Consider the following 13,748-nt stretch of genomic DNA (forward strand, 5'->3'; position numbering starts at 1 on the left):
CGCGCTGCGGCGCGCTGGCCGGCGCCGCGGTGGCCTCGGCGGCCGGCTTCGCGCCGCCGCCGCTGGCGCCGGCCGGAGCCGCGGCGCGCTCTTCAAAGTAGGCGATCACCTCACCCACCGTCGCCCGTTCGCCTTGCTTCTTCAAGATCTTCGACAGCAGCCCATTCACTGGCGCGGGCAGTTCCACGGTCGCCTTGTCAGTTTCGATTTCGACCAGCGACTCGTTTTCCTTGGCGAAGTCGCCTTCGTTCTTGCGCCACTCGCCGATCTGCACCTCGGTGATCGACTCTCCAACGCTCGGTACTTTCAATTCGATCGGCATGGACGACTCGCGTTCGTACTGATTGCTTGCTGCGGCAGGATGGTAACGGACAGTGACAGCTACACCAGATGCCCAGTGGCCAACTCGGCAAAGGCGGTGGTGAGCAGCGTCCGCTGCTCCAACTTGTGGCTGTTGGCCGAGCCAGTCGCCGGGCTGGCCGACGTTGGCCGGTACACGCCAGAAAACGGAAAGCGGCCAAGCAGCGTGTCGCCCACCACCACCTTGAGATAGCGCCAAGCCCCCATGTTTTCGGGCTCTTCTTGCACCCACAGGACCGGTGTGCCTTCTTCGTAGCGCGAGAGCACGCGGGCCAATTCGTCCCACGGCGTGGGGTAAATTTGCTCCAAGCGCACAATGGCCACATCGTCGCGATCATGCTCGGACCGGGCCTGCTCCAATTCGTAATACACCTTGCCGCTGCACAACAGCACGCGCGACGGACTGCCGCCGCCAACCGTGGCGTCGGGGATCACGCGTTGGAAATGACCGCGAGCGAACTCTTCCAGGCTCGAAACCGCCTTGGGGTGTCGCAACAGGCTCTTGGGCGTCATCAGCACCAGTGGCTTGCGCCAAGTGCGCAGCACTTGGCGTCGCAATACGTGAAAGTATTGCGCCGGCGTGCTGGGGTTGGCCACCTGCATGTTGTCTTCGGCGCAAAGTTGCAAAAAGCGCTCCAGCCGCGCGCTGGAGTGTTCTGGCCCTTGTCCTTCAAAGCTGTGTGGCAACAGCAACACCAGCCCGCTCAAGCGGCGCCACTTGTCCTCGGCGCTGGCGATGAACTGATCGATGATCACTTGCGCCACGTTGACAAAGTCGCCAAACTGCGCCTCCCACAACACCAGCCCATCGGGGCAATCGAGGCTGTAGCCATACTCATAGCCAAGCACGCCAATTTCCGACAAAGGACTGTTAAAGATGTCGACCGGCGCCTGCGGATCGGCCAGATGCGCCAGCGGCATATACGGCTTGCCGGTGTCGTAATCGTGCAGCACGGCGTGTCGGTGGCTGAAGGTGCCGCGCTCCACGTCCTGCCCGCTGAGCCGGATGGGATGCCCGGCGGTGGCCAGCGTGGCCAGCGCCAGCGCCTCGCCGGCGGACCAATCGAGCTTGGCTTGGCCATGCGCCATCTCCACGCGATGCGCCAAGAGACGTTGAATCTTGGGATGCACGTGAAAATCGGCCGGCATCTCGGTCTGCCGCAGCAACAGTTGCGATAGCTGCTCGGCGGGAACGCCGGTGTCGATTTCGCCCGCCTCGTTCTCCGGGCCGCCGTGATACCCGTGCCAGATGCCTGTGGTCTGTTCCTCGGCGTGAACGTAATCTTCACTCCGCGCCACCGACAACTCGGTCTCCAAATGGGCGCGGCGCTCTTCGGCGATGCGGTCGGCCTCGTCCACCGTCACCTCGCCCAACAGCAGCAGGTGCTCCAGGTAGTAGTCGCGCACCGAGTCGCGATTCTCGATGGCGTGATACATCACCGGCTGCGTGAACGAGGGTTCGTCCCCCTCGTTGTGCCCGCGCCGGCGATAGCAGTACATGTCGATTACCACGTCGCGCTGAAACTTTTGGCGGAAGTCGAGCGACAGACGCACCGCCTGCGCCACCGCCTCCGGATCTTCGCCGTTGACGTGGAAGATCGGAATTTGCAGCATCTTGGCCACGTCGGTGGCATAAGTGCTCGAGCGCGCTTCGCTCGGCGACGTGGTGAAACCAATCTGGTTGTTCACCACCACATGAATTGTGCCGCCTGTGGTGTAGCCATCGAGCTCGCTGAGATTGAGCGTCTCTTGCACCACTCCTTCGCCCGCGAACGCCGCGTCGCCGTGGATCAGCACCACCATCCCCTGGCGGCGCGTGTTGTCCAGCAGGCGATCTTGCTTGGCCCGCATCCGCCCCAGCGCCACCGGATTGACGAACTCCAAATGGCTGGGGTTGAAGCACAACGACAAATGCACGTTCTTGCCGCTGGCGCTCTTCCAGTCGCTGGAATACCCCAGGTGATATTTCACGTCTCCCCGGCCGATGTGCAACTCCGGATCGGCGTCGTCAAACTCGCGGAAGATCTTGCGCGCGTTCTTGCCCATGATGTTGGCCAGCACGTTGAGGCGCCCGCGGTGCGCCATGCCGAGCACGATCTCGCCCACGCCCAATTCGGCCGCGTGGTCGATGGCCAGGTCCAAGAGCGGAATCAGGCTCTCGGCGCCTTCCAGCGAGAACGTCTTTGCCCCCAGGTATCGCTTGCGCAAGAACTCTTCAAAAATCACCGCGTCGGTCAACCGCGTGAAGATCCGAATCTGCTCCGCGTGCGCCAGCTTCAGCCGGTTCTGTGTCGACTCCATGCGGTCTTGCAGCCAGTTGCGCACCGCCAGATCGTCCATGTGCATGAACTGGGCGCCGATCCGTCGGCAATAGGTGTTGCGCAACTGTTCGAGAATCTTGCGCAGCGGACGTACGTCTTCGCCATGAATCGTGTCGGTCGAAAATGGCCGATCCAAGTCGCGGTCGGTCAGACCGTAATACTCCATGTCGAGTTCGACCGGCGTGGGACGCGGCAAACCCAACGGATCAATCTGAGCGATCATGTGGCCGCGCACCCGATAGGCGCGGATCAGTTGATCCACCCTGTCCTGGAGCAGCGCCACGTCCATGCCACCCAGTCCCACCGCGCCGTTCGACTCCGCTTTGGCGCTCGGCAGGGCGGGCGGGGACGGCAGCGAACGTCGTGGCCGGTGGCCGTCGCCGCTCGATAGCTGCTGAAAGTATTGCCGCCAATCCGCCGAGACAGAGTGCGGATTCGCCAGGTAACGGTCGTACAATTCCTCGACAAACGGCAGATTCATGCTGCCCGGCAGCGGTAGTTGGTTGCTCATGCCAATGATCGTCGCTTATTATCGGTGGCCGGCGCGGACCGGCCGCACTGGCGCAACAAGTTCGGTGAGTGGCGCATGGCCCCTTGAGTCAGTCATGCCAGACTCGCCCGGGACCCATGGCGATCCGCTGAGCGGTTGGTGTCCAACAGGCGGATGTGGCGCGACAACGCCACGCCGGACCGCCGTTGGAGCAGCCCCGCGTGCGCGCTTTGTCGGGGGCAAACAGCATGATAACGGGCTTCATCCCAACTCAACAGGCGTCTTATGCGGCAATCGCGCTCGCCTCGAATCGCTTCATCTCCTTCGCCACCGTGCGTACGAGAGCTATCGCGACCGCGCGCGCGCGGCATGGCTAGCATTCACAACCGATCGAGGGCCGATTTGTACACGGATTGCCAAGTTTTGAGCAACAGGAGTGCCGCTGTCGCCGTCGGGCGCTTCGCCGTGGCGTTTTTGCTCCTGGCGGGCGCCACTGGCGCCGATTGGCCGCAGTTTCGCGGCCCCGATGGTCAAGGTCACGCCGTCGCGCACGATCTGCCCGATACGTGGAGCGAAACCGAAAACATCACCTGGAAAACGGCGATTTCTGGCCGCGGATGGTCGTCTCCCGTCGTGCTCGGCGACCAAATCTGGATGACAACGGCCCTCGACGAGGGGCACTCACTACACGCCATCTGCGTTGATCGAAAATCGGGGCAGATCGTTCACAACGTGGAGGTCTTTCAGGTCGAAGCGCCCCCCACCATCAACGAAAAGAACAGCTACGCCTCCCCCACTTCCGTCATCGAACCGGGGCGAATTTACGTCCACTTTGGCACGCTCGGCACCGCCTGCCTCGATTCGCAATCGGGCCGCATCGTCTGGACCAATCGCGATCTTCGACTCGAACACAAAGAAGGTCCAGGAAGCTCGCCAATTGTCTGTCGCGACTTCCTGATCGTGAACTGCGATGGCATGGACGTGCAATATGTCGTCGCGCTCGACAAGAAGACGGGCAAGATCGTTTGGAAAACCGATCGCCCGGGCCCGTTGCCCGAGAACAAAGATTTTCGCAAGGCGTATGCCACGCCGCTGGTGATTGATTTGCAAGGTCGCGAGCAGCTAGTGAGCACCGGCGCTCATCAGGTGCTCGGCTACGATCCAGCGACCGGCGCCCAACTGTGGCGCGTGCCCTACGAAGGCTTTTCCAACGTGCCGAGGCCGCTGTTCGATGGCGAGTTGCTCTACATCTGCACCGGCTATATGAAACCGCAACTCTGGGCGTTGCGTCCGCTGGCCGATGGCACGTTCGCCGAAAGCGAGATTGCCTGGAAAATGACCAAACAGGTTCCCGCCAATTCGACTCCGATCATCGTCGGCGAGCGCATCTTCATGGTGAGCGACCAAGGGGTGGCCACTTGCCTCGACAAACGAACGGGCAGCGAGATCTGGAAAGAGCGACTCGGTGGCAGTTATTCGGCCTCGCCGGTGTTTGGAGACGGCAAGCTCTACTTTTCGAGCGAGGAGGGAGTAACCACCGTGCTGGCGCCGAGGGACCAGTTTGAATCGCTGTCCAAGAACCAGCTTGAGGGGAGCATCATGGGCTCGCCGGCGATCTGCGATACGGCGATTTTCTTGCGCACCGATCAACATTTGTATCGCATCGAGCGGGGACAACCTCGTACCGCTCAGCGCGCCGCCGCGCGCGATTGATCTCGATTCAACTTGGTCGCGCGATTGCCAGGCCACAAGGCGCCTGCGCATCGTCGCCAATTGGCTCGCAACCTTGCTACGGTCACTGTTTTGCGCCGGGTAATGTGTCGTCGAATCGCTTTGGCGCGCAAACTGCAAAGAGGTTCATCCACATTGTGCATCCCTTTAGTGGGCACTGCGGAGAGAGGATCATCATGTTGCGAGGACCGCGAAACACCTATCTGCCCTCCAGGGACGAAGTCCGGCGCGCTTGCCACCAGATTCAACAGAACTGGACCACCTCCGAGCGTCGTAAGCGACGTGTGCAGCGCTTTCCAGAGTGGCTGCCCCCCACGATTCGCGTGGCGGAATTTCGCCCCACTATTCGCTTGCGTGGCGACGACTGAACGCCCCCGCGCGGCACGCCGGTCGAGCGGTCGGCCGAATTAGCGATTCGGCAGAATTGCCAGCACGCGCGTGGGGCCCCCGGTGCCACCTTCGATCTTGATCGGCGCGACCACCAGATAGAAACCTCGCGCCGGCAACTCGTCGAGCGAGGCGATGTTCTCCAGGCCGTACCGGCCCGCGCGATTCACCGCATGATGCGTCGCAAAGTCGCGCGAAACGCCTCGGTCGATGCTCAGCGTGTCGATGCCAATCCCCCGCGCGTCGCACTGGTCAATCAGCCATTGAGCCGCCTCGGCCGAGTAGCCCGGAAAATGCATCACCCCGCGCACATCTTGATTGCGATAGCGCGCGGGCTGATCCCAAAATCGCCCCCAACCAGTGTAGAGCAGCACCACGGCTTTCGTGGGGATAGCGCCATGCGCGCGCTCCCAGCGCTCGATGTCGGCGATGGTCAATTGATAGTCGGCGTCCATGCTCGCCTGTGCGCTGACATCGATCACCACGCCCGGCGCAAATAAATCCGTCGGTGGCAGTTGATCCACGCTGGGGCGATTGCGTTCAAAGTGGTTTGGCGCGTCGAGATGCGTGCCCAAATGCTCCGGCATCGAGAACGCCTTGGAGAGGACGCCATCCTTTTCCAACGTGGCAATGGTGCGAAGCCGAAACGGCTCGTAGTTGTCGCCCGGCCAATACGGCGCCCGTTCGTTGATCGCGTAGGTCAAATCGACCAGGCGGGCCTTGCCGTTGACGACATCCTCCAGCGAGAGTGGCGATTCGGCCGGCGCCACGTTGACCAATATCAGCAGCAATACCAATGGTCCGAAAACGACGCGCCACATGGCATAGGCTCCCGATCGCCGGCGTATTCAATGCCAGCCAGTATTCTATCCGCGCGCCGCGGTGGATTCCGCCGTCTCGACCGCTTCGAGATACGCCGCGGTCTCCTGGTCCATCGCCCCGTCGCCGGCCGGCAACAAGCGCGGGTCCATGATCTCCGACGGCAAGGCGTGGGGCACTTCGTCACCCGGCGAGTCGAGATGCTTGTCGAACGAGCCCGGGTCAATCCACATGCCGCGGTCGTCGATCATCATGGTGCCCAGATCGAAATCGAGATTCACCCGTTGCAATTCGTAGTTCACCCACACGCTGAGAAAATCGTTCTGCACGTCGAGCAGGTTGCCGAGCGAATCGACCAGGTCGCGCGCGGCGGTCACGCCCAGCACGCTTTGCTCGCCGGGCCGTGGCGGTTGCCGCAACCGCAGCGAGGTGATGTCCACCTGATCGATGGCGATGAACACCGCGGCGCGGCGCAATTCAAAGTTCAACAAATTCAACTCGATGGTGCGCAGATCGCTGCGCACCGAAAAATCGATCGAGTCGACAAACGCCATGTAGGCGCGGCGCGCCTGCAAGAACTCAATCACCGACTGCCGGTAGATGTTCCGTTCAGCGATCATGGCGAACGGCGCGTCAAACTGGAGCCCCACCCGCAGGCTGCCGTTCGTGCCGCGAAACTTCGCCGGGTTGTCGCCCACCGTCCCCAGGTCGCCATCGACCACTAGGTCGAGTCGCGAGCGCAGATCGTTGGCGTTGAACTCGATCAATCGCCATTGGTCGACGAGGCCGGCCCGGCTGTTCATCCAATCCAGGCGATGCCGCGAAGCGATGCGCAGCGCGTCGCGCGGATCGAGATCGATCGGTTGCAGCGTGATCGCGTCGAGCCGCACGCGCGCCTGGAGCAGTAGCAAACGCTCCATCACGCTCGAAAGATCAGTCCCCAGCCCGATCGCCTGCTCTCGTCCGGCGTTGGCTTGATCTCCCAGGGCCAGCACCCCTTGGCTCAGTTTTTCGAACTCGCCCAGCAGTTCCCGGTAGTCGCGGCGCATGTCGGCCCGGCGCTTTTCGAACGCCTCTGGCGAAAAGGTCGTGTCGCCGACTTCAACATTCTCCTCGGCGATTTGCTCGCGCAGCCGGCCGAGCGAGTCGATTCGCGTCTGGCGCCGATCGTCCAGCCGTTTGAAATCATCCTCAATCACCCCAAACCGGGCGGCGGCCGCGCGGCGCACGTCGATCAACTGCTCCACCAGCGCCGGATCGACCGGCTCGTCGTCCTCATTCGCCGGACTGCGCAAACCGTCGAGCAGCTTGCCGATGTCTTGCTGCACTTCCAATAACTCGGGCTGCAGGATCTCAAATTCTTCAAGCAACGGATCCTCCACCACCACCTCGGTATGCGGCGGCAGACCGAGCGTGAACTTGTAGCTGTCCAGGCTTGTCTGGTACGCCGCGCGGGCGGTCAGCAACCGGCTTTGCGCGTTGAATAGCGCCTGCCGCGCCAAGTCGACCTGAAAGCGGTCAATGCGCCCGGCGTCGTACGCGGCTTCGAGTTGCGCCAGGCTGTCGCGCAGACCGTTGACGTTGGCCTCGAGATTCTGAATTTGCATCGCGTCTTGCAACAGGCCGAGGTAGCCATTGGCCTGCGCCGCGCCGGCGCCGCCCGTCACGCCCACGCCGCCCGTGGGACCACTGGTGCCCACCCCACCCACGCGACCGAAGCCGCCAGCGCCCACGCCGCTGAAGCCTTGGAGACCGGCGCCGCCAAAGGTGCCGCCGCGACGCTGCGGTCCCTGGCCCGGCGAGCGTCCCGTGTAAAGCTGCACGTACATGCCTTGTTGGTAGCGCGCCATCTCGCGCACGTTGTAGAGCAGCGTGCGTTCGGCGAAGGTCAAGCGTTCCAGCACCCGCGCGCGCCCCGCCCCGCGCAAGAATGGCTGCACGAAGCCGAGATTCAGGAACGTGGTGTTCACGTTGGTGTTGGGCCCGGCGAACTGCCACACCACGCTGTTGGCGAAGTCGACCGCCAATTGCCCGCCGCTGGCGAACATGCGTCGAAAGCCGGGATTGGTGCTGGTGGTCAACTGGCTGGAGCCGTTCGGCGGCGAACGTAGCGGCCCCGCCACAAAGAAGTTGGTGTTGTTCGTCGTGAAGAATTGCACGTCAAAGCGAAACCGCTCGAACGTCACGTCCAGCGCGGACAAATACACGTCTTCCAGTTGGTTCTGATAGTCACGCGAATGGATGTAGGCCAATTCGACCGAGTTCTGCAGATCCAAGATCACTTGCCCATTCTCATTCAGCGGCAAGTAGTTCTGCCAGTCGGGGTTTTCCACATTGGGGTTGTCGCCGTTGCGATGCCAACACGGAAAGCCTTGCTTGCAGTCGACGCAGTGCATCAGCCGATGCGCCGCCGGATCGTCGAACGGCAGTGGCGGATAATCGGGGCTGAACGGATCATAGAACCGCGACCGCCGGTCGGGATAGACGCGATAATCCAAAACCTGCCAGCGTGGATCGAACTGCCCCTTGTCGATCAAGGTGAGCGACTCGCAATCGGCCTGCTTGCGCCAAAACATGCGCGTGCAGCCGGGACCCGCCAGCAGGGACAACAAGCAAATCAGCACAAGTTGCGGAGCGATGCGGCGCATCAAGCAGCCTCCCTCCGCGTCGGCGGCGCGCTCGGCGCTAGCGATTGCCGCAATTCGGTCAGCAAAGTCACCGCCACATCCACGGATTGCGGACTCGCCCCTTGCCAGGCGATCGGCAAGAGCGCGTCGAGGCGCGCGGCCACCTGCCGCGCGACCGCCTGACCCGTCGTCGTCGCGCGCCACACTTGCCGGCGACGATCCACCTGGCAGCGCTCGCCCGAGAGCAGATCGCGCCGGCGCAGCGACTCGACTATCGCGCTCACCTGGGCCGGCGAAACTCCCACCCTTCGCGCCAGGTCGTTTTGATTCCACGGCGCCGAAGAATCTTGGCAGAACCAGAGGACGAGAAAATCACTTTCGCCCAGTTCGTGAGTACCGGCTGCCTCGGCAGTTGCGCGACGCAGCACCCTTAAGCAACCCGCCAGCGCCGCCAACAGGTCGACGAGCAACTGGGTGGGCGCATGTTGCTGCTCGTGCAGCGGCGCTTGATCGTAAATCGTTGGCGCGTTCATCGCCCCTCCAAAAAAAATGGAGATCGGTCGGCGATAAATCTTTCGGCACTGAACGATTCCGAGTTGAACGATTGTGCCGATTTTGCGGACAGCGGGTCGGGGCGATGTTCGCAACCTGCTGGCACACAATGACTTGCAGGTGGCTGGCCGCCCCCGCTTCAGCTTGACCCATGGGCGCGGCCAGCCTAACATCGAATGTTGGGCTGCGTGCAAGTCGTTGCCCGTGTGTCACCTGCGCGCCAAGCAGGGCCACAGCGCGCCTTCGGAACACGAGGGCGCATGGATTGTCTAATTCGCCAGGTTTACCAGGCCGCTTCCACAGCGCATGCACCTTTCCAACAAAATCCTGCTCGGCGTGATTGCGGTGGTGTCGCTGGCCTTCGTCATCTTTGGCGCGGCGGTGCTCAATAAGCAGAATCAACTCCGTGGCAACCTGAACCGGATCGAACGCGACCTCGCGGCGACTCAGAAAAGAAACCAAGAACTCCGCGACGGCAGCCCCGCGCAGCCAGGCGTGCGGCAACTGCGCGGGCTGCTGGACCATGTCACCTTCGCCCGCGGCAAGGTGTGGTACAACGTCGCGCCGCAGGCCGATCCCGCCACGGGCGTCACCACCGTGACCATCGAAGCCCCAGCGCCGCATCAGATCGCGGCCGGCAAGGTCTTGTATGCCTTCGCCAATCGCGACGAGGGAGGCGGCTATCTGGCCGAGTTTCGCGCCACCGGCGCCAACGATAAGCAGGTCACGCTCACCCCGGTCGCCAAGCTATCCGCCGGCGAACTGGAACGGCTCACCAAGGCCCCCGTCCCTTGGACGCTCTACGACACCATGCCGGCCGACAGTCACACGGTCTTCGCCGAGACGCCCGAAGAAGATTTGACCAAGCTGTTGCCCGAAAGCGTGCTGACCGAGTACCAACGCGATGGCAAGCCCGCCGATCCCAATGACCCGCCAGAGCGGGTGCTCGATGGCAACTATAATCGCCAGATGCGCGATTATGTCGCGTCGTTCAAGGAGTTCAACCGGCTGCGCAGCGTCTATCTCGACCGCATCGCCGCGGAACAAAAGGATCAAGAGTATCTCACCGGCGCGCTGGCCGAAGCCAACGATACCGTGAACTTCCGCAAGCAGCAGGTCGAGGACACCAGCAACCAGATCGCCCGCGCCACGGCCGAGCGCGACGCCGTGCTGGCGCATCGCCAGGCGCTGGAGACGCAATTGGCGCAAACGCAGGAGTCGATCGCCAAGCTGGGCAAGGAGAATGACCGGTTGGCGGCGTCGCTGGCCAAGTTTCAAATGGAGGCCGTGCGCCGCGTGAACCAACGGACGGCCGCCGCTGGCGCCAGCCGTTAGACGCCCGCCAGCCAGACAACGGCCCCGCCGCTCTTGACCCCGCGCCGCCTGTGCCGCCATGCTGGCGGAGAGCCATCCGCGAAGGAACGAACATGGGTCTCTACGACCGCCAGTATTACCGCGAAGAAGATGACGAGCGCAGCGGCGTCTTTGCCAGCAACCTCTCGGTGGTCGCGCGGCTGATCATCCTGAACATCGGCGTCTTCTTCGTCGATTTTCTCTCGCGCGGCGAATTGGGCGCCTGGCTCTCGGCATACGCCACGTTGCCGCGCCATCCGTGGTTCGCCTGGCAATTGCTCACCGCCGGCTTTGCCCACGACACCACCAATGTCTGGCACCTGTTGTGGAACATGTATTTTCTGTGGCTCTTCGGCGGCGAGGTCGAACGCCACTACGGCAGACGCGAGTTCACCTTGATCTACTTGGCGCTATTGGTGCTGGCGTCCCTCACCTGGGTGGTCTGTGAGAACATCGCCTATGGTTTTGCCCCGCCCCCCGGCGATCGCATGCTAGGCGCGTCGGGCGCCGTGATGGGCATGGCGGTGATCTACGCCTGCAACTTCCCGCGGCGCGTGCTGATGCTGCTGGGCATCATCCCGGTGCAGGTGTGGATCTTGGTGAGTCTGTACGTCATGTTCGACCTGCTGCAGGCCTTGCAAGTGGGGCGTGGGTCGGGCACGGCCGTCACCGCGCATCTGGGCGGAGCGGTGTTTGGCTTTCTCTACTTCCAGTCGCGGTTCAAGCTCGAAGATTGGTTTCACGGCCCTAGCCTCAAGAGACTCTTCAAGCGCGGCCCCAAGCTGCGCGTGCATCGACCGGAGGAAGACGCCGATCTCAGCGCCCGCGTCGATCGGGTGCTAGAGAAGATCAGCCGGGAGGGGGAGGCCAGTCTCACCCGCGCCGAGCGCAAATTGCTGGAGAGCGCCAGTCGCAAGTATCAGCAGCGCCGTAGCTAACCCGCTCCGCGCGACAAGAAAAGCAGCACCCGTCGCAGCAGGCCCAAAAAGGCGAACCCCCAGGCCAATATCGCCACATACACCAGCACGTCGGGCACGCCGTCGAGCCACGGTTGCTCCGTGATCTCCGACAGCCTGTAGGTGCAAACGGTGTACATGCCGATAGGAAACACCGCGCTCCAGTACACCACGTCGTAGTTCAGCGGCACGCGCCGCACCACGTGCCGCCACACGCCCAGCGCTACGAGCAGCGGTATCCACCAGGTGGCGGTCGCCCAGAACAAGAGCGTCATGCCTTGCAGGAACGGCGCCAGTGGCGCCAGCAGGGGCGAACCCGGCGCCCGACTTGTCAGCATGGCGCCAGCCAAAGTCGAGATGGCCATCGCCCCCATATTGATCCAATAGGGCGGCGCCAAATCAGCCGGATCGAGTGGCAGAAAGGTATAGCGATAAAAAATCAGCGAGATGATCCAGATATACAGCATCCCGCCGCCAAGCCACATCACCAGCGAAAAGAACAGCGCCTGCTCGCGTTGCTCTCCCAAGTGTTCAGCCACCAGCGCGCCGAGCGAAGCCACCGCCTGGGCCGCCACCACGGCCACCAGCCAACCGCCGTTCAGCCCTTTCTGCAGCGGCGGCTTTTCTGGCTTGATCGTCAACACGGTGAACACCGTGTAGGTGATCGCCCCCCATAGCGCGATGCCCAAGAGCCACAGGCCAATCGCCACCCGTGGCATGCCCGCCACCAGCACGAACTGGTTTCCCAATACGCAGGTGGCCGCCACGATGGTGAAAAAGCCGACGCAGCGACCATGGTCGTACAAGTCGGCGTGTAGCCGCTGCGGATAGCGCGCCAGCCGCAGCCCGGTAAAAATCCACAGCGCCACGTAGAACGCGACGTTGAGCCATAGCATTGTCACCGCCAAACGCGTCATGTTGCTCAGTTGCGCGGCGATGGAGACGATGCCCGTGGCCATCACCAAGGCAAAGCTGGCGGGATGCAGATCGGCGATTGGCGAACCGCCGCGCGCGTGCGGAGTGGTATGGGCCATGCGCTAGTTCAATCGAGCCGAAAGAGATATCGCAACACGCCCGCGTTCAACAAGAAACAACCCAGGCTGGCCAGCGCCGCGGGCCAGACTACCGATTCGTCTCCTCCCAGCCAGGCGTTCATCGTGGCGGTCAACAGCCACAACTGCATGAGCACCAAGATCAGCACGATGCACAGCATCCCGCTGACGATGATGCTGCGCTCCTGACGCGATAGCGGACGTTGTTCGCTCATGCCGCGGGCTCCTCGAATCCGGTGGCGTAGATCGCGCCGCCACGCACCTCCAACGCGATGCGCGGCAACGGCCGCCGCGGGGGGCCCGCCAGGGGCGCGCCCGTTTGGAGATCAAAATAGCCAGCATGGCAGGGGCAGTGCAGGCGCCCCGTCTCCATCTGCGGCAACACCGGGCACTGCAAGTGCGTGCATTGGCTGCTGAAAGCCAGCAGCACATCGGCCGCCGGCCGCAGCAAGATCGCCGGGTCGCGTTCGGTGGGGTAATGAAACGCCCGCGACTCTCCCACCGCCAGTTCGTCCAAGGAGCCTAATGCGATCACTGGTGGCTTGCCATGCGCCTTGCGCCAGCGATTTTGCAGCGCGATCCAAAATTGCGCCACCACGAACGCCAGGCTGGTGAGCCCCATGAACTTGGTGAAGTCGCGCCGGGCGACATAGCTGTCTTGCGGCGAATCGATCGGAAAATCGCGCCGCCACTTGGGTTGGGTCCACATCGGCTGGCGATTGGGCGCGACGGTGTGCAGTTCCGGATCCTGGTCAAGACTCATCGGCGCCGCCTCTTTCGTCGCTGGGGTGCAGATTCGCTAGCAGCGGATCATCGAGCACGGTCAATTGCGGCCGCCGCGCGGGCAAGCCTTCGTCGAGCAGCGCCGCCACGTCCAGGTATTCTGGCGCCGCGTCGCGCGGGACCATCATATACACCTTGGTTTGCACCTCCTGCGCGCCGAACAAAAAGCGATTCTGCGGCGTCGACCGCGGCCGCAACTGCTCGATCTCCTCCCACGTCCCATAGTGCAGCGCGCGGCTTGGGCAAACGGTGGTGCACATCGGTTGCTTGCCGACCGACGTGCGGTCGTAGCACATGTCGCACTTCATCATCAGTTC

13 protein-coding genes are annotated in these 13,748 nt (G+C 62.9%); 4 read left to right on the forward strand and 9 right to left on the reverse strand.

Annotated elements, in window-relative coordinates:
• Both K1X71_19725 and K1X71_19730 read right to left on the reverse strand, forming a co-directional pair.
• The coding region (locus K1X71_19725; protein MBX7075378.1) for a dihydrolipoamide succinyltransferase at positions 1-322 on the reverse strand (322 nt) is incomplete at its 3' end.
• Positions 323-381: 59 nt separating this feature from the next.
• Positions 382-3,192 carry a 2-oxoglutarate dehydrogenase E1 component gene (locus K1X71_19730; GenBank protein ID MBX7075379.1) on the reverse strand — a complete coding sequence of 937 codons (2,811 nt, stop codon included), beginning with the start codon at positions 3,190-3,192 and terminating at the stop codon, positions 382-384.
• 402 nt (positions 3,193-3,594) lie between these two features.
• Between K1X71_19730 and K1X71_19735 the strand changes: the two genes are divergently transcribed.
• Together K1X71_19735 and K1X71_19740 are read left to right on the forward strand one after the other, a co-directional pair.
• Positions 3,595-4,884 carry a PQQ-binding-like beta-propeller repeat protein gene (locus K1X71_19735; protein MBX7075380.1) on the forward strand — a complete coding sequence of 430 codons (1,290 nt, stop codon included), beginning with the start codon at positions 3,595-3,597 and terminating at the stop codon, positions 4,882-4,884.
• 194 nt (positions 4,885-5,078) lie between these two features.
• Positions 5,079-5,270: a hypothetical protein gene (locus K1X71_19740; GenBank protein ID MBX7075381.1), complete on the forward strand. Its 192-nt coding sequence runs from the start codon at positions 5,079-5,081 to the stop codon at positions 5,268-5,270.
• 39 nt (positions 5,271-5,309) lie between these two features.
• Here the strand turns inward: K1X71_19740 and K1X71_19745 are convergent, their stop codons facing one another.
• Genes K1X71_19745 through K1X71_19755 form a run of 3 tightly spaced genes read right to left on the reverse strand, consistent with a single transcriptional unit; the run spans position 5,310 to position 9,268 of the window.
• Complete coding sequence (locus K1X71_19745; protein ID MBX7075382.1) at positions 5,310-6,110, reverse strand: cyclase family protein; 801 nt, start codon at positions 6,108-6,110, stop codon at positions 5,310-5,312.
• Positions 6,111-6,155: 45 nt separating this feature from the next.
• Positions 6,156-8,756 carry a TolC family protein gene (locus K1X71_19750; GenBank protein ID MBX7075383.1) on the reverse strand — a complete coding sequence of 867 codons (2,601 nt, stop codon included), beginning with the start codon at positions 8,754-8,756 and terminating at the stop codon, positions 6,156-6,158.
• The gene (locus tag K1X71_19755; protein MBX7075384.1) at positions 8,756-9,268 is read right to left on the reverse strand and encodes a MarR family winged helix-turn-helix transcriptional regulator; all 513 of its coding nucleotides are present in this window, start codon (positions 9,266-9,268) and stop codon (positions 8,756-8,758) included. Before K1X71_19755 ends, K1X71_19750 begins: the two co-directional genes overlap by 1 nt.
• Positions 9,269-9,593: 325 nt before the next feature.
• Here K1X71_19755 and K1X71_19760 point away from each other — a divergent pair, with 325 nt between their 5' ends.
• Complete coding sequence (locus K1X71_19760; protein ID MBX7075385.1) at positions 9,594-10,622, forward strand: hypothetical protein; 1,029 nt, start codon at positions 9,594-9,596, stop codon at positions 10,620-10,622.
• Positions 10,623-10,714: 92 nt separating this feature from the next.
• Positions 10,715-11,578 (forward strand): rhomboid family intramembrane serine protease, encoded by an 864-nt coding sequence (locus K1X71_19765; GenBank protein MBX7075386.1) that lies wholly within the window; start codon positions 10,715-10,717, stop codon positions 11,576-11,578.
• Here the strand turns inward: K1X71_19765 and K1X71_19770 are convergent.
• The 4 genes from K1X71_19770 to K1X71_19785 all read right to left on the reverse strand — a co-directional run.
• Positions 11,575-12,630 carry a tellurite resistance/C4-dicarboxylate transporter family protein gene (locus K1X71_19770; GenBank protein MBX7075387.1) on the reverse strand — a complete coding sequence of 352 codons (1,056 nt, stop codon included), beginning with the start codon at positions 12,628-12,630 and terminating at the stop codon, positions 11,575-11,577. The two genes, K1X71_19765 and K1X71_19770, sit on opposite strands and share 4 nt — an antisense overlap.
• 8 nt (positions 12,631-12,638) lie before the next feature.
• Positions 12,639-12,863 (reverse strand): hypothetical protein, encoded by a 225-nt coding sequence (locus K1X71_19775; protein ID MBX7075388.1) that lies wholly within the window; start codon positions 12,861-12,863, stop codon positions 12,639-12,641.
• On the reverse strand, positions 12,860-13,411 hold the full coding sequence (locus tag K1X71_19780) for a Rieske (2Fe-2S) protein (protein ID MBX7075389.1): 552 nt from the start codon (positions 13,409-13,411) through the stop codon (positions 12,860-12,862). Before K1X71_19780 ends, K1X71_19775 begins: the two co-directional genes overlap by 4 nt.
• Positions 13,401-13,748: hypothetical protein (locus K1X71_19785; GenBank protein ID MBX7075390.1), on the reverse strand; the 348-nt coding region annotated here is incomplete at its 5' end. The genes K1X71_19785 and K1X71_19780, both read right to left, overlap by 11 nt.

Source organism: Pirellulales bacterium (genome assembly GCA_019694455.1).
In the GTDB taxonomy this organism is placed as follows: Bacteria; Planctomycetota; Planctomycetia; order Pirellulales; family JAEUIK01; genus JAIBBY01.